General features: G+C 66.3%; 13 protein-coding genes. 5 read left to right on the forward strand and 8 right to left on the reverse strand.

Features of this window, described 5'->3' with window-relative positions; translation table 11 throughout:
* Nucleotides 1-14: 14 nt before the first annotated feature.
* Entirely contained in the window at nt 15-3,923 is a 3,909-nt protein-coding gene (locus ACJ7IV_RS09165; protein ID WP_483864127.1) for an ATP-binding protein, read from the reverse strand.
* Nucleotides 3,924-3,958: 35 nt separating this feature from the next.
* Nucleotides 3,959-4,621 carry a MiaE family protein gene (locus tag ACJ7IV_RS09170; protein ID WP_483864128.1) on the reverse strand — a complete coding sequence of 221 codons (663 nt, stop codon included), beginning with the start codon at nt 4,619-4,621 and terminating at the stop codon, nt 3,959-3,961.
* Nucleotides 4,622-4,814: 193 nt separating this feature from the next.
* On the opposite strand from ACJ7IV_RS09170, the gene vapB reads away from it, so the two are divergent.
* Entirely contained in the window at nt 4,815-5,030 is a 216-nt protein-coding gene (vapB, locus tag ACJ7IV_RS09175; RefSeq protein WP_483864129.1) for a type II toxin-antitoxin system VapB family antitoxin, read from the forward strand.
* A 273-nt stretch (nt 5,031-5,303) separates the two neighbouring features.
* Here the strand turns inward: vapB and mmsB are convergent, their stop codons facing one another.
* The 3 genes from mmsB to ACJ7IV_RS09190 all read right to left on the reverse strand — a co-directional run bounded on the left by mmsB (nt 5,304) and on the right by ACJ7IV_RS09190 (nt 8,627).
* On the reverse strand, nt 5,304-6,200 hold the full coding sequence (mmsB, locus tag ACJ7IV_RS09180) for a 3-hydroxyisobutyrate dehydrogenase (protein WP_483864130.1): 897 nt from the start codon (nt 6,198-6,200) through the stop codon (nt 5,304-5,306).
* Nucleotides 6,201-6,278: 78 nt separating this feature from the next.
* Nucleotides 6,279-7,433: an enoyl-CoA hydratase/isomerase family protein gene (locus ACJ7IV_RS09185; RefSeq protein WP_483864131.1), complete on the reverse strand. Its 1,155-nt coding sequence runs from the start codon at nt 7,431-7,433 to the stop codon at nt 6,279-6,281.
* A gap of 27 nt (nt 7,434-7,460) precedes the next feature.
* A complete protein-coding gene (locus ACJ7IV_RS09190) occupies nt 7,461-8,627 on the reverse strand; it encodes an acyl-CoA dehydrogenase family protein (RefSeq protein WP_483864132.1) in 1,167 nt (388 codons plus the stop codon).
* Between the two features lie 230 nt (nt 8,628-8,857).
* Here ACJ7IV_RS09190 and ACJ7IV_RS09195 point away from each other — a divergent pair, with 230 nt between their 5' ends.
* Entirely contained in the window at nt 8,858-9,310 is a 453-nt protein-coding gene (locus ACJ7IV_RS09195; protein ID WP_282040846.1) for a MerR family transcriptional regulator, read from the forward strand.
* Between the two features lie 79 nt (nt 9,311-9,389).
* Nucleotides 9,390-11,081 carry an AMP-binding protein gene (locus ACJ7IV_RS09200; protein WP_483864133.1) on the forward strand — a complete coding sequence of 564 codons (1,692 nt, stop codon included), beginning with the start codon at nt 9,390-9,392 and terminating at the stop codon, nt 11,079-11,081.
* Between the two features lie 118 nt (nt 11,082-11,199).
* Here ACJ7IV_RS09200 and ACJ7IV_RS09205 read toward each other — a convergent pair whose 3' ends face one another.
* The 3 genes from ACJ7IV_RS09205 to ACJ7IV_RS09215 are packed head-to-tail and all read right to left on the reverse strand — an operon-like array spanning nt 11,200 to nt 13,548.
* On the reverse strand, nt 11,200-11,778 hold the full coding sequence (locus tag ACJ7IV_RS09205; protein WP_161431944.1) for a hypoxanthine-guanine phosphoribosyltransferase: 579 nt from the start codon (nt 11,776-11,778) through the stop codon (nt 11,200-11,202).
* Between the two features lie 44 nt (nt 11,779-11,822).
* Nucleotides 11,823-12,881 carry a beta-N-acetylhexosaminidase gene (gene nagZ / locus ACJ7IV_RS09210; protein ID WP_483864134.1) on the reverse strand — a complete coding sequence of 353 codons (1,059 nt, stop codon included), beginning with the start codon at nt 12,879-12,881 and terminating at the stop codon, nt 11,823-11,825.
* 1 nt (nt 12,882) lies between these two features.
* Nucleotides 12,883-13,548 (reverse strand): TetR/AcrR family transcriptional regulator, encoded by a 666-nt coding sequence (locus tag ACJ7IV_RS09215; protein WP_483864135.1) that lies wholly within the window; start codon nt 13,546-13,548, stop codon nt 12,883-12,885.
* A gap of 177 nt (nt 13,549-13,725) precedes the next feature.
* Here ACJ7IV_RS09215 and lexA point away from each other — a divergent pair, with 177 nt between their 5' ends.
* Both lexA and dinB read left to right on the forward strand, forming a co-directional pair.
* A complete protein-coding gene (gene lexA, locus ACJ7IV_RS09220; protein ID WP_483864136.1) occupies nt 13,726-14,379 on the forward strand; it encodes a transcriptional repressor LexA in 654 nt (217 codons plus the stop codon).
* Nucleotides 14,351-15,424 (forward strand): DNA polymerase IV, encoded by a 1,074-nt coding sequence (gene dinB / locus ACJ7IV_RS09225; RefSeq protein ID WP_483864137.1) that lies wholly within the window; start codon nt 14,351-14,353, stop codon nt 15,422-15,424. The genes lexA and dinB overlap by 29 nt, the downstream gene beginning before the upstream one ends.
* Nucleotides 15,425-15,426: the final 2 nt, after the last annotated feature.

Here is a 15,426-nt window from a genome sequence, read left to right on the forward strand (position 1 = left end):
CCCCCAATCCGAGATTAATGCGCGATATCCACCGCCCTCGGCTGGGCGCGGTCGAGCAGGCTGTGCCAGCGGGTGAGGATGGGAGCATCGCTGTAGCTGACTTCAGCGAGGAGTTGGCGGAACTCCTGACGGACGCCGGCGTCGGCGGGGTCGATCAGGGTAAGCCAGGCCTCCAGGGCGCCGATCTGCTGGTGGAGGTTGCCGTCCTCGCGGGCGTGGGTCAGGGCCAGCTGGATCAGGGCGACAAGCTCCTCGCGGGGATGACCCAGGCGGTGGCGCACACGCACCAGCTGCACGGCGAGTTCCGGCACGAACAGCGTGGTGCGCTCGCGGGCGAGGACCAGCGCCTGGTCGAGGTAGTCCTCGGCGCGTCCGAATTCGCCCAGGGCGATGCAGGCGTCCACCAACCACAGCGAGGGCCGGGTGTAGGGATCGCGGCCGGTGAGCTCGGTGAGCTCCTCCTGGGTGGCCTCGATCTGGGCAAGGCCGTCGCGATCGCCGGCGATGGCACGCTGCCAGCCGAGCACGCCGCGAGCGGCCATCTGCCACAGGTGCAGGTCGGGAGTCCCTGTCAGCGCCTGGGCACGCTCGGCGCGAGCCGCTGCCAGGTGCACGTGGCCCAACTGCCGGTAAAGTGCGGCGGCGTACATCAGCGCCATGGCTAGGCTGCCAGGGTGGCCGATGCGTTCGGCAAGGCGAGTGGCCGACTCCACCTGGGTCTCGGCGCGGCGGTAGTCGCCCCGCAGGCAGAGCGCCCAGCCCTGGAAGCAGGCCGCCGCCACCTGGGGGTGGTCGGAGAAGGGCAGCCACTCGATCATCATCGGTGATTCGAGCGGATTGATCTCGTCGAGGTGGTCATAGGCGAGCGGGATACGCCCGGCCCAGTACTCGCAGCTGGCCTGGGCGTACTCGGCGAGGCGCGAATAGCGTGGATCCTCGAGCTGCCTGGCGATGTCTGCCAGCGCAGCGGCTAGCCGGAAGGCATCGGCATGGGCGTGACGCTGGCTGCAGCCCACCCACAGCCCCCACTTGACCAGGAAGGCCTGCTCCAGATCGACGCTCTCACCCTCCTCGGCCAGCGCCTTGATCAGCTCGCGGGCACGCACGAAGCTCTCGTGGGCGGTGCGCGAGCCGTGCCCCTCCAGGGCGAAGGCGGCCTGGCCGCGCACGGTGAGCAGGCTGATCTCGCGCTCGGCCTGGCCCGCCACCTGGCGCAAGCTGGCCAGGCCCAGGTCGGCCATTTTCATGGCAGTACGGTTAGCGCTGACCTTGAGTGCCTCGCGGGCGGCGAGCTCGTAGTAGCGCGCGCCGCGGGCGTACTGGCCGCTCCGCCGCAGGTGGGTGGCGAAGTCTCCCGGGTGGCGGCCGATCCACATCGGGAAACGCTCCTCGATGAGCTCGACAACCTGGCGGTGGATGGCGGTACGCACGTCCCGCGGGCAGGAGAGGTAGGCCGCTTCCTGCAGCAGTTGGTGGGTGAACTGGAACTCGCGGCCGGCGTCATCGCCCTCCACGGGCTCGATGATCTCCAGGCGGCGCATCTGCTCCAGGGCCTGGGTCAGGCGCGCGCCTTCGAGCTCGCTGCACTCGGCCAGGAAGTCGTAGCGGAAGCGCCGGCCCAGCACCGCGGCCACATGCGCCACTTCGCGGTCGCCGTCGAGCTGGTCAATGCGGCTGGCGAGCAGGCCGAGCAGGCCGTGGGGCAGTTCGTCGAGCTGCACGCTGCGCCCTTCGCGGCGGTCCATGTCGACGCGGCGCACGATCTCCTGAAGGTACAACGGCACGCCATCGCAGCGTTCGATGATCTGGCCGCGCAGCCGTGGGCTGAGGTGCAGCCGATAGCGGCGGGCCAGCTGGGAGAGCAGCCGCGAGGACTGCATGGCATCGAGCTTGCCGAGGGTAATCTGGTGGTCCCAGTGCAGCTTGGCGGGCAGACCTTCGCGGCCGTGGTGACTGGCCACCAGCATGAAGCCGCAGTTGATCGGCAGGCGTGCCTGGAGGCCGGCCAGCACCTTGACGCTGGGCTCGTCGAGCCACTGCAGATCGTCGATCATCAGCACCAGAGTGCGCTCGGCGGCAATCTGGCCGATCAGGCGCTGCACCAGGCCGACCACCAGCTCCACTGCTTCGCCGCTCTGGGTAAGTTCGGCCCCGGCACGGGCCTCGCGGGCGCCCAGCGCCTCCTCGAGCAACTCGCTGGACAGCTCATCGAGTGTCGGTATTTCTAGCCGCTGACGCAGGGCAGCCAGGCTCTCGGCATCCAGGTCATGCCCCAGGTGCCAGCGCAGCAGCTTGCGTGCTACGCCATGGGGCTCCTGCACCGAGAGGCGCGTGGTGGGCTGCCAGCAGATGGCAGCGTCGCGGCTCTGCTCAAGCTGACGGAAGCCCACCATCAGCGCCGACTTGCCCATCCCCGAGGGGCCACGGACCAGCACGCTCTGGCGCAGGCCGATGCCGGCGCGGGCCAGGGCATCGCGCAGGGTGCGCAGGTGTGTCTCGCGGCCGATCAGGCTGGGAGGCAGCGCCTCACGCCCGCCATCATTCGCCCCCAGCACGAGAGCGCGCAGCCGCACGCGGCCGTCGCTGGCCACCAGCCGCGAGCTCAGCCGCGGCTGCAGGTCCAGCGCCGGCGGCATGTGCTGGCTGGCCTCCTGGGAGATCACCAGCTCGCTGCCTTCGGCGGCGCTCATCAGATCCAGGGAGCCTTGGGTAACCTGACCCAGCGGGTCGACCAGACGACGCTCGGGCAGGTAGATCACGCGACCGCTGTTGAGGCCGGCGGCGAGCTTCACCCGCGGCGGCTCGCCCTCCCCCGTCCAGTGACGCGCGGACTCCTCCGGCAGCATGCGCCGACAGTGCTCGTAGAGCGCCACCAGCTCGGCCAGCTGATGCGCTGGACCGTGGGTGCCGAAGCAGGCCAGGCCCAGGCCACCGGTGGCGCCGGGCAGCCAGAAGCCGCCCAGGTGGTGACACTGCTCCTCCAGCCAGCGCATCAGCTCGAACTGCAGCATCAGGCAGGCACGGCTGGAGGGACGGGTCGAGAGGTCGGCCTTGAGACGCAGCCGTATGGCCATCACCGAAAGCTGACGCTGCTCGATCTCGTCCTCGCGCAGCGGCGAGCTGTCCGCCGCCATGGTGCGCGAGAAACCTACGCTGCCGGCGCCAGCGGTGTCGGCCTGAACATCGGACCAATAGCGGGCCAGCTGCAGGAAGCCGGCCTCGGGCTGCTGCCCCGAGAGCGCCAGGAGCTGCAGATAGGCGTTGTACTGCTCATGAGCTGCGGCCAGCTGACCCTGCTCGGCGAGCTGGCGGACCAGTCGCTCATGGAAGGGCCCGTAGCCGGAGAAGCGGTTGACCAGACCTTCGAGCAGCTCATCGGGCACGCTCTCATAACGTTCGAGCAGCGCCTCCGAGAAGCGGATCACGCGCTGACGCCAGTCGTTGCGAACCTGCACCAGCCAGCGTTGGAACTCAGGGCAGTTAGTGATCTGCAGCTCTTCTACCAGGTCGCCCTGATAGTGCTGGAGCATGGAAGCCAGGGTCGGCAGGTCGCGCTCGCCGTCGAGCAGCTGCTGGATGTCGTGGAGGTCGAGACTCCAGCTCTGGGGCAGCTGGAAGGCGATGGTCTGGCGCGACACCACCAGAACCTCGTCGGCGTGATCGCCCAGCGACTGGCGGAGGCAGTGCAGCGCGTGACGCAGGTTGGTGCGCCCCGAAGAGAGGCCCTGGTCGGGCCACAGCAACTCGGCCAGGGTGGCTCGGCTAACCGGCTGATGGTGCAGCAGCAGGTAGACCAGTAGTGCCTTGACCTTGTCATAGCTGAACTGGGTGAAGGTGTCCTCGCCGAGACACAGCGAGAAGTGGCCGAAGAGTGTCAGCCGAGCCGAAGTGGGGGTATCGGCGACGTCGGAAGCATCCCGCATCATGGTATTCCTGCGTCCTGAGCGGCAGGCCGGGATCAGGCCGGCACACCGCTGTGAAAACGAAAGGCCGTATCCGGCTCTTGTATCAGCGCCGCCTCGCGCTCGGCGAAGAAGGCGATTCGGGACTCGACCGGCGCGGTACTCAGGTGCTGAGCCAGCATCAGGTAGTCCTCATAGTGGCGGCCCTCCGACTTAACCAGAGTGCGATAGAACTTGGCAAGCTCGGCATCGAGGTGGGGAATCAGGCGGGCGAAGCGCTCGCAGCTGCGCGCCTCGATCAGCGCGCCGATGATCAGGATATCGATCAGCCGCTCAGGGTCGGCGGGCCGCACATGGCGGCGAAGTCCCTCGGCATAGCGCGAGGCGCTCAGGTGCCGGTAGGCGATGCCACGAGCTTCCATCAGCTTGACCACCTGCTCGAAGTGCAGCAGCTCCTCGCGGGCCAGCTGGCTCATCTTGGTGAGCAGCAGCGGCTGATCGACATAGCGGTAGAGCAGGCTCATGGCGGTGGAAGCCGCCTTCTTCTCACACTGGGCGTGGTCGATCAGCAGTAGCTCGGGGTTCTCCAGCGCCCACGCCACCCATGCATCGGGCGTGCGGCAGCCCAGAAATTCCAGCAGCTCGGCAGAAAGCAGCGCCTCGGCATCGGCCACGGCAGCATCAGACACGGCAACAGGCTCGGTCAGGGTCTCGGACATGATCGGTTCGCGTCTCACCGGGTGAAGATAACGTTAAAACGTCATGGTAGCGCGAACCGAGACCGGATAGGAGAGCGTTAGACCTTGGTGGCAACCGCCATGCCATATCCCGTTGACACCTCCCCACATCCGGCCAGGATTGAATGGCACACCTTCCACAACCTCAAGGAGCCGCACCTTGGAACAGTGAGCAGTGTTCAAGACCAATCGCAGCCAGGCGGTTCGGCTCCCGAAGGCCGTCGCCCTGCCGGAGGACGTCAAACGTGTGGAGATCATCGCCATCGGCCGCACACGGATCATCACTCCGGTCGGTTGGTCGTGGGAAAGCTGGTTCGATGGCCCAGGCGTCTCGGCGGACTTCATGTCGGCACGAGACCAACCCGCCGAGCAGGAACGCCAGGCATTCTGAGGCCTGTGGAAGGAGGCCAGCGAGGCATGGCAGGAAGCCGGTAACTCTTGCGGTGGGAGGCCGGGGATCCCCAGCGAATCGACGTCTCGACGAATAGAAGCCGGTGGCCTGCTCGTTAAACACCTCTGAGCCTGGCAACACTACCTGGGCTCTGCCGGTGCCCTCGTCCGGCAGAGCCGGCCTCCCACCATATGCACAGGGCAGCTGGCGGCAGGCTGCTCCCTTCGCGCGGCGAAGCCGGCTTCGTATCAGATGCCTATACCTGCTGGAAGGCTACTCCCCTGCCCTGTAGAGCTTCTGAATGCTGGAGAAGTCGATGGCGCCATTGCCCTGGGCGCTGTGCAGGGCGAAGAGGTTGCGGGCCTGTGAGCCCATGGGCACGGTGGCCTTGGAGCCCAGCGCCAGTTCCCAGGCGAGGCCGAGGTCCTTGGCCATCAGGTCGGTGAGGAAGCCGCCCTGGTAGTCGCGGCTGGCGGCGGAGCCTTCCATTACGCCGGGCCAGGGATTGTAGACGTTGAGCGCCCAGTTGCCGCCGCTGCTCTGCTTCATGATCTCGGAAAGCACCGCCGGATCCATGCCGTTCTTGACGCCCAGCGCCAGGGCTTCTGCGGTGCCGCTCATCAGGATGCCGAGCAGCATGTTGTTGCAGATCTTGGCGACCTGGCCGGCACCACTGTCGCCGGCGTGGAAGATGTTCTTGCCCATGGCCTCGAGCACCGGCTTGGCCTGCTCGAAACCGGCCGCCTCGCCACCGACGATAAAGGTCAGGGTGCCAGCCTTGGCGCCGCCCACGCCGCCGGAGACCGGGGCGTCGAGCCAGGTCAGGCCCTTCTCCTTGGCCGCAGCGGCTACCGTGCGGGCATCCTCCGGGGAGATGGTGGACGCGTCGATGATCAGCGGCTTGGCTTCCAACGCCTCGAGCAGGCCGGGGGCACCGTCGCGGCCCAGGTAGAGCCCCTTGACGTGGACGCCGGCGGGCAGCATCGAGATGACCACTTCCGCCCCTTTGGCCGCGCCCTCGGCGCTGTCGGCGCGCTTGGCACCCTCGCTCTCCAGCGCCTGCATGGCGCTCTCGACCAGATCAAAGACGGTGACATCGTGCCCGGCGTTGACCAGGTTGCTGGCCATGGGCGAGCCCATGTTGCCGAGACCGATAAAGGCGATTTTCATGGTTGGCTCCTTGTGATTATTAAGTGATAGGCGGGGTCAGGCCCCCCTGTTTACTGAGGGGCCTGACCCCGAAGGGCACTACCCCACCCGATGACCCCAGCCAAGATCACGCAGCGGGTGCTCTTCGCTGGACCAGGGGGACTGGAACATGGCGTCGATGAAGGTCTGCGGGACGCTAGCGACGTCGCTGTAGGTCCACTGGGGATTCTTGTCCTTGTCGATCAGTAGCGCGCGCACGCCTTCGGTGAAGTCGCCAAGCCGGCCGCACTGCACCGAGAGCACCAACTCATCGCGGAAGGCGTCGGCGAGACTGGTATGAGCGTGGCGCTGGAGCATGCGCCACACCAGGTGGGCGCTAATCGGACAGCCGGCGGCGAGGCGCGCGCGGTTGGCGGCGAGCCACTTGTCGTTGCTGTCGTCGGCCAGGATCCGCGCCACGGCGGTCTCGACGTCGACATTGCCGACCAGCGCCTGAAGGGTGTCCTGATGCGGCTGCACCTGTCCCGCCGGGGCCTGGTCACGGGCCTCGAAGCGGTCGAGCACGGCCTGAACAGCGGCGCGGCGAGCCTGGGCGCTGCGATCGCCGAAGTCGGCCTCACCCAGGGCCTCGAGCACTGCTGCACGCCGTTCGCGGGGCACGAAGCGGTCGGCCAGGCCCACATCCAGGGCGTCACGGGCGTTGAGCTGCGCGCCGGTGAGACCCAGGTAGGCACCCACCCCGGGCGGCATGCGATTGAGGAACCAGCTGGCCCCGATGTCCGGGTAGAGCCCGATGGTGATCTCGGGCATGGCGATCAGCGTGGTCTCGGTGACGATACGGTGAGAGGCACCGGCGGTCAGCCCGAGACCACCGCCCATCACGATACCGTCGGCCCACACCATCACCGGCTTGGGGTAGGTGTGGATGCGGTAGTCGAGGCGATACTCCACGGTGAAGTAGGTAGCGGGAAGTTCACTGTCACGACCCGAGCCGCGGTTCTCGCCCTCCTCGGTCAAGGCACGGTAGAGGGCGACCACATCACCGCCGGCGCAGAAAGCCTTCTCGCCGCTGCCCTCGAGCCATACGGCGACGATATTACGGTCCACCGCCCAGGCGTCGAGCTTGGCTTCGAGCTGACGCGCCATCTCCAGCGACAGCGAGTTGAGCGAACGCGGGGCGTTGAGGGTGGCGACGCCGATAAGTCCACCGCAGGCGGTGGGCAGCTCGTCGAAGATCACGGGAAGATCCGACATCCTGGACTCCTTGTTTTTTAAGCGAGCTTATTGCAGCGATTCGATCACACCGTCGGCGAGCAGGCGCCGGGCAACGATCAGGCGCATGATCTCGTTGGTTCCCTCGAGGATCTGATGCACGCGGGTGTCGCGCACCAGCCGCTCCAGAGGGTACTCGCGGATATAACCATAGCCGCCATGCAGCTGCAGGGCCTCGTTGCAGACATGGAAACCCATGTCGGTGGCAAAGCGCTTGGCCATGGCACAGTGGGCGGGGGCCTCGGGGTCGTTGTTGTCCAGGCGCCAGGCGGCCTGGCGCACCATCAACCGGGCAGCGGTGAGCTCGGTGGCCATGTCCGCGAGCTTGAACTGCAGTGCCTGAAACTGGTTGAGCTCGCGACCGAACTGCTTACGCTCGGCCAGGTAGTCGCGAGAAAGCGTCAGCGCCTGCTGGGCGGCACCGAGCGAGCAGCTGGCGATATTCAGGCGGCCGCCGTCGAGGCCTTTCATGGCGAACTTGAAGCCTTCGCCCTCCTCACCCAGGCGGTTGGTCACCGGTACACGCACGCCATCGAAACTGACCAGGCGGGTCGGCTGGCTCTTCCAGCCCATCTTCTCCTCGTTCTTGCCATACTCGATGCCGGAAGCATCGGCAGGCACCACGATGGCGGAGACACCGCCGGCGCCGCTGTCCGGCGCGCCGGTGCGGGCCATCACCACCAACACCTCGGTGGCCCCGGCACCGGAGATGAACATCTTGCTGCCGGAAATGACATATTCGTCGCCCTCGCGAACCGCCTTGGTGCGCAGGCTGGCGGCGTCGGAACCGGCACCGGGCTCGGTGAGGCAGTAGGAGCCGAGCGCCTCACCGGCTACCATGGCGGGCACCCAGGCCTCGCGCAGGGCATCGTCGCCCCAGTTGGCGATCATCCAGGCCACCATGTTGTGGATGGTGAGATAGGCGGTGGTGGCGACGCAGCCCTGGGCGAGCTGTTCGAAGATCAGCGAGGCGTCGAGGCGCGAGAGTCCCAGCCCGCCGTGCTCCTCCGGGGTGTAGATGCCCAGGAAGCCGGCCTCCCCGGCGCGGCGGATCACATCGACGGGAAAGTGGGCATTGGCGTCCCACTCGGCGGCGTGATCGCTGAGCTCGGCCCGGGCGAAGTCGGCGGCGGCCTGAGCCAGCGCCTTCTGGTCGTCGGTCAAGGAGAAGTCCATGGAAGGTTCCTCGTCGTCTCGTTGTTATGAAAAGTCGCCATCAACATTCTTGTGACACCACAGTGATGTGCTTCGCGGTGCGCTGCAATGGCACCAACCTAGCACTTGCTTGGTTTATCCCATATCACCCCATGGTCGAACAAGCACTTTACGTTAACGTAAACCTCGGCTAGTGTTGCCAGCAGGCGGGCGAGCAACGCTCCGCTTGCCAATAAAAACGGAAGACGCTCATGACTCAACCACCCTCCACCCCGGCTCCCGCTACCGCTCAGGATGGCCCCCTGCCCCGTCAGCGGCGCACCTACAGCATCGGCGAGCTGGCCAAGATGTTCGAGGTGACCACACGCACCATCCGCTTCTATGAGCAGGAGGGCCTGCTGGCCCCGGAGCGGCGTGGTCAGACTCGCATCTACAATGAGAAGGATCGCGTGCGCCTGAAGCTGACCCTGCGTGGCAAGCGCCTGGGCTTCTCGCTGGCCGAGATCCGCGAGGTGGTGATGATGTACGACGCCATGCCCGACGGGAATCGGCGTCAGCTGCGGCGTCTTCTCGAGATCCTGGCCGACAAGCGCGCCAACCTGGAGCGCCAGCTGGAAGATATCCGGCTGATGCAGCTCGAGCTCGACGATGTCGAGCGCCGCGCCCGGGACGTGCTGGCAAGCCTCGGTGATCAGAAGGACTGAGCCAGCCACCCGCCAGGATCATGAACGTGGTATCCCAACGCCCAACAATTCCAGGCCACAACAATCGCGAGACACGCTCATGACACGCCAACACAATCCGATCAGCTACGTCAGCGGCATCAGCGACACCCCACTCAAGGGTCAGACCATCGGTGACTGCTTCGACGACACCGTGGCCCGCTTCCCGGACCGCGACGCTCTGCTGAGCCGCCACCAGGGTCTGCGCTACACCTGGAAGGAGCTGCAGGCGGCGGTGGACGAGGCCGCCCGTGCCCTGCTCGCTCTGGGCGTGAAGAAGGGTGAGCGGGTCGGTATCTGGTCGCCGAACTGCGCCGAGTGGACCATCACCCAGTTCGCCACGGCGAAGATCGGCGCCATCCTGGTCAACATCAACCCCAGCTACCGCACCCATGAGCTGGAGTACGCGCTCAAGCAGTCCGGTGCCGCAACGCTGGTCCTGCAGGGCATGTTCAAGACCTCAGACTATGTGGCGACCCTGGCCGAGCTGGCCCCGGAGCTGCGCGACGGTGGCCCCGGCACCTTCAAGAGCGCCAAGCTGCCCGAGCTCAAGCGGGTGATCTGCCTGGATGCCGACCGCGCGCTGACCGGCATGTTCAGCTGGCAGTCGATGCTGGCCCATGCCGATGAAGTCTCCGCCGAGCACCTGGCCGAGGTGCAGGCCACCCTGCAGTTCGACGACCCGATCAATATCCAGTACACCTCCGGCACCACCGGTGCACCCAAGGGGGCCACCCTTTCGCACCACAACATCCTCAACAACGGCTTCTTCGTGGCGCGCACCATGGCGCTCACCGAGGAGGACCGCATGGTCATCCCGGTGCCGCTCTACCACTGCTTCGGCATGGTGATGGGCAACCTGGGCTGCGTGACCCACGGCGCCACCATGATCTACCCGGGCGACGGCTTCGACCCCGAACAGACCCTGCGCGCGGTCTCCGAGGAGAAGGCCACCGCCCTCTACGGCGTGCCCACCATGTTCATTGCCGAGCTGGAGCACCCGGAGTTCGAGAACTTCGACCTTTCGAACCTGCGTACCGGCATCATGGCGGGCTCCATCTGCCCCATCGAGGTGATGCGCAAGGTGATCGACCGCATGAACATGCAGGACGTCACCATCTGCTACGGCATGACCGAGACCAGCCCGGTAAGCTTCCAGACCCAGACCGACGCCCCGCTGGAGAAGCGCGTCACCACGGTGGGTACCATCCATCCGCATCTGGAGGTGAAGCTGGTGAGCCCGGAGACCGGCGCCGTGGTGCCCCGCGGCGAGACCGGCGAGCTGTGCACCCGTGGCTACAGCGTGATGCTCGGCTACTGGAACAACCCCGAGGCCACCGACAAGTCCATCGACGAGGCCGGCTGGATGCACACCGGTGACCTGGCGACCATGGATGACGAGGGCTACGTGGCCATCGTCGGGCGCATCAAGGACATGATCATCCGCGGCGGCGAGAACATCTATCCCCGCGAGATCGAGGACTTCCTCTACACCCACCCGGCGATCTCCGACGTGCAGGTGATCGGCGTGCCTGACGAGAAGTACGGCGAGGAGGTGATGGCCTGGGTCAAGCTCGCCGACGGCCAGGAGCTCGACGAGGAAGGCCTCAAGGCGTTCTGCAAGGGCCAGATCGCCCACTACAAGGTCCCGCGCTACGTGAAGTTCGTCGACGAGTTCCCGATGACCGTCACCGGCAAGATCCAGAAGTTCAAGATGCGCGAGGAAGCGACCCACGAGCTCGGCTTGAAGTAGACACCGAGCGGCCTAGGTAAGAGTCGAAAGCAGATAACAAAACCCCACGAGCCTCTCGGCCCGTGGGGTTTTTTATAGCTTGCGGCTTAAGGTTTACAGCTCCCGGGCTGCGCCCGGGTCACATCCCCTTGGGCGCAAAGATCCCCGGGGCGTTGCGCCAGTAGCCCTTGATATCCATGCCGAAGCCGAACACATAGCGGTCGGCGACTTCCAGGCTGCAGTAGTCGGCCTTGAGGCCAGGCACTGCCTTGCGGTCGTGCTGCTTGTCGACCAGCACCGCGGTGGTGATGCTGGCCGCTCCCGCCTCACGGCAGTAGTCGAGGATGGCGGCCAGGGTCGCTCCCTCGTCGAGGATATCGTCGACGATCACCACATGGCGCCCGGCCATGGGGACCTCCGGCGAGACACGCCAGAACAGCTCGCCGCCGCGGGTCTTGCCGCGGTAGCGGGTGGCGTGGATGTAGTCCACCTCCAGCGGGAAACCGAGGCGGGTCAGCAGGTGGCCAGTAGTGATCAGCCCGCCGTTCATCACGCAGTAGAACACCGGCAGCTTGTCACCCAGGTCACGGGTGATCTCCTCGGCCATGCGGTCGAGTGCGCGCTCGACCTCCTCCTGGCTGATCAGGCAATCGGCGCTGGCCATCAGCTCGCGCATATCGGTCAACGACTGATGGATCTCGGGGTCGAGTCTGGACATCGGCAACAAATCTCGTGGTTGAATCGAATGTGGGGGCAGCCCCCTCAGCTTGCTTTGGGGTCTGCCCCCATGGCCTCGAGGTGGGCGTGCAGGCGGCGCCAGCGGGAGAGCGCCGGCAGGCTCTCGAGTGCCGGGCGGGCACGGGCGAAGCGCAGCTTCGACAGGCGCGGCGCAGGGCGGTGATCACGACAGGCGTCGAGCACCTCCAGAGCGGCCTGCCGATCATTGCAGACCAGCAGCATGTCGCAGCCCGCGGAGAGCGCAGCCAGCGCCCGCTCGCCGGGAGAGCCCGCCGAGGCCGCACCGGCCATGCTCAGGTCGTCGGAGAAGATCACCCCCTTGAAGCCCAGGCTCTCGCGCAACATGCCCAGCCAGGCGGGCGAGAAGCCGGCAGGACGTGGGTCGAAGGCTGAATACACCACATGGGCGGGCATCACGGCGTCGAGCTGGCCCGCCAGGCGTTCGAAGGGCACCAGGTCGTGGGCGCGCAGCGCCTCCAGCGAACGTTCGTCCACCGGCAGCTCGTGGTGGGAATCCGCCGCCACGCTGCCGTGCCCGGGGAAGTGCTTGCCCACCGCTACCAGGCCGGCCTCGTGCAGGCCATCGACGAAGGCTCCGGCCAGTGCCGCCACGGTCTCGGGGTAGCTCGAGAAGCTGCGATCACCGATCACCGTGGAGGTGCCGCCATCGACATCGAGCACCGGGGCAAAGGTGATATCGATACCACAGGCAGCCATCTCCATGCCCAGCAGCCAGCCGGCATCCTGGCACAGGCGTCGGGTGACCTCGGGGTGGCTGGCGACGTCGCGACCCAGACGACGCATGGTGGGCAGGCGGGTCACACCCTGGCGAATGCGCTGCACTCGCCCCCCCTCCTGGTCGATACCGATCAGCAGGTTGGGGCGCACGGCACGGATCGCTTCACACAGTTCGCGAACCTGGGTGGCAGACTCGACATTGCGGGCGAACAGGATGACCCCACCGACCTCGGGCCGACACAGCAGCTGGTGTTCGTCGGGCGTCAGGCGCGTTCCCTCGAGGTCGAGCATCACCGGACCCAGCGGCTGGGGCTGCGGGTGAGACCGGGGGTTGCTGTCAGTCATGTCAGGCCTCCTGAGCGCCGGCCGGCGCCGGTGCCGGCAACGGCGCCTGCATGGCGGCGACCACCACGGGACGCAGGCGACGAACGAGGTCACGCACGGTGACATGCTCGTCGTAATCCTTCTCGGCGATATCGCGCAGGGCATCGAGGCCCGAGAGCGTGAAGATCACCGTGCCGAGCATGAAGTGCAGGCGCCAGAAGCGTTCGGCATCGGGAAGCTCCGGGGTCGCCTGGCGGATCAGGGCGGTAAAGCGGGTGAAGACCCCGCCGTACTCCTCCTGGATATAGCGCCGCAGGTGGCCCTGGGCCTGGCTGTAGGCGAGGCCCAGCAGGCGCATGAACACTTTGAGGCTGTTACGCTCCGCCGGCACCTCGAGCACGCAGCGGGCCATGGTCTCGAGCAGCTCCTCCAGCGGGATGGTCTTGCCGGCGTAGCGCGCCTCGAGCTCGTCCAGAGCGCGGTGAAAGCGCTCGGTAAAGGGATCGAGGTAGCGTGCGAAGACCGACTGGATCAGCGATTTCTTGGAACCGAAGTGGTAGTTCACTGCCGCCAGATTGACCTTGGCTTTGCTGGTAATCGTGCGCAGCGACGTCTCGGCGAAGCCACGTTCGGCGAATAGCACTTCGGCCGTGTCGAGGATCCGGGTGACGGTATCGTTCTGTGCCATGGATGGAGCGCCTGGTTATAAACAATTGTTTCAAACGTGGCTCAATTCTACGTCAGACGCACGTTACGGCTCAACGCTGGCCCCACGCAGCGTTTGAAACGAGGTGAAATATGACTGTACGGAACAACATGCTGTATACTTGATCAATACGGTTACGCCATCCGCACTGGAGGACCCATGGCTCGCCCCCTGACACAGCGCCAGCAGAACGTCTACGACTTCATCGTCAAGACCATGCACGAGCTCGGTTACCCGCCGACACGCGCCGAAATCGCCCGCGCCCTGGGCTTCCGCTCGCCCAATGCCGCCGAGGAGCACCTGCGTGCCCTGGAGCGCAAGGGTGCCATCCGCATGATCGCCGGCACCTCACGGGGCATCCGCCTGCCCGCCCAGGAAGCTGAGACAGATACCGCCAGCGAGGAGCCATCATCCCAGGGCCTGCCGATCATCGGCGAGGTCGCCGCCGGTAGCCCGATCCTGGCCGCCGAGCATATCGATCGCTACTGCCCGTTACCCCCCGAATACTTCACGCCCCGGGCCGACTACCTGCTGCGCGTTCGCGGCCTCTCGATGAAGGACGTAGGGATCCTGGAGGGTGACCTGCTCGCCGTGCACCGGACCGACCGGGTGCGCAACGGTCAGATCGTGGTGGCACGCCTGGAGGAGGAAGTCACGGTCAAGCGCTTCGAGCGCAAGGGCCACCGGGTGACCCTGGTAGCAGAGAACCCCGAGTTCGCTCCCATCGAGCTGGATCTGCGACATGATCCGCTGGAAATTGAGGGTATCGGCGTGGGCGTGATTCGTGGCGGTAACGGTCAGTCGCTCTCCTGAGCGCAAGATCCTCCACGCCGACTGCGACTGTTTCTATGCGGCAGTGGAGATGCGCGACAACCCGGCGCTGCGCGACATCCCTTTGGCCATCGGCGGGAGTGTCGAGCGGCGCGGGGTGATCGCTACCTGCAACTATCCGGCACGCGCCTTCGGCATCCATTCGGCGATGCCCACGGCGCGCGCCCTGCGCCTTTGTCCTCACCTCACCCTGCTGCGCGGTGACTTCGACAAGTACCGCGAGGTCTCCCGCCAGATCCAGGCGATCTTCCACGAGCTCACCCCGCTGGTAGAGCCACTCTCGCTGGACGAGGCCTTCCTCGATGTCACCGGCGTTGAGCGTTTCTCGGGTAGCGCCACCTGGATGGCGCAATGGATCAAGCAGGAAAGCCTCAGGCGCACCGGCATCACCGTTTCGGTGGGTGCAGCACCCAGCAAGTTCCTGGCCAAGATCGCCAGCGACTGGGAGAAGCCCGATGGCCTCACGGTGATTACCCCCGAGCGTGTCGATGACTTCATCACTGCCCTGCCGGTGAAGAAGCTCCATGGCGTCGGCCCAGCAACCGGGGCAAGGCTGGATGCGCTGGGCATCAGTACCTGCGCCGAGTTGCGTGAACTGCCCCTGGAGCGGCTGGTCGAGGAGTTCGGCAAGTTCGGCAAGCGCCTCTTCGAGCTGGCCCGCGGCATCGACGACCGGCCGGTGAGGGTCGAACGTGAGCGCAAGTCGGTGAGCGTGGAGACCACCTTCGCCCACGACCTGCCCGACCTGGCTCACTGCCGGGAGGCATTGGTGCCGCTCTGCGAGAAGCTGGAGGAACGTCTGGCCCGCCACGGCCACCCGCCCCTCTCCGGTATCGTGATCAAGGTGCGCTTCGACGACTTCAGCCTGACCACCCTGGAGAGCCGGGGCCTGGCACCGACAGCGGAGAATTATGCGCGCCTGCTGGAACAGGCCTGGGAGCGCGGTCGCCGGCCGGTGCGCCTGCTGGGTGTCGGCACCCGACTGGTGGAGGCCGACGCCCGGCGCCAACTCAGCCTGGAGCTGTGACT

This window comes from Halomonas sp. C10-5 (genome assembly GCF_057169305.1).

What these genes read in the sequence shown, in the direction of transcription:
- ACJ7IV_RS09165 (WP_483864127.1), bottom strand. Translation starts at nt 3,923, where the DNA reads ATGCGGGATGCTTCCGACGTCGCCGATACCCCCACTTCGGCTCGGCTG.
- ACJ7IV_RS09170 (WP_483864128.1), bottom strand. Translation starts at nt 4,621, where the DNA reads ATGTCCGAGACCCTGACCGAGCCTGTTGCCGTGTCTGATGCTGCCGTG.
- mmsB (WP_483864130.1), bottom strand. Translation starts at nt 6,200, where the DNA reads ATGAAAATCGCCTTTATCGGTCTCGGCAACATGGGCTCGCCCATGGCC.
- ACJ7IV_RS09185 (WP_483864131.1), bottom strand. Translation starts at nt 7,433, where the DNA reads ATGTCGGATCTTCCCGTGATCTTCGACGAGCTGCCCACCGCCTGCGGT.
- ACJ7IV_RS09190 (WP_483864132.1), bottom strand. Translation starts at nt 8,627, where the DNA reads ATGGACTTCTCCTTGACCGACGACCAGAAGGCGCTGGCTCAGGCCGCC.
- ACJ7IV_RS09195 (WP_282040846.1), top strand. Translation starts at nt 8,858, where the DNA reads ATGACTCAACCACCCTCCACCCCGGCTCCCGCTACCGCTCAGGATGGC.
- ACJ7IV_RS09200 (WP_483864133.1), top strand. Translation starts at nt 9,390, where the DNA reads ATGACACGCCAACACAATCCGATCAGCTACGTCAGCGGCATCAGCGAC.
- ACJ7IV_RS09205 (WP_161431944.1), bottom strand. Translation starts at nt 11,778, where the DNA reads ATGTCCAGACTCGACCCCGAGATCCATCAGTCGTTGACCGATATGCGC.
- nagZ (WP_483864134.1), bottom strand. Translation starts at nt 12,881, where the DNA reads ATGACTGACAGCAACCCCCGGTCTCACCCGCAGCCCCAGCCGCTGGGT.
- ACJ7IV_RS09215 (WP_483864135.1), bottom strand. Translation starts at nt 13,548, where the DNA reads ATGGCACAGAACGATACCGTCACCCGGATCCTCGACACGGCCGAAGTG.
- lexA (WP_483864136.1), top strand. Translation starts at nt 13,726, where the DNA reads ATGGCTCGCCCCCTGACACAGCGCCAGCAGAACGTCTACGACTTCATC.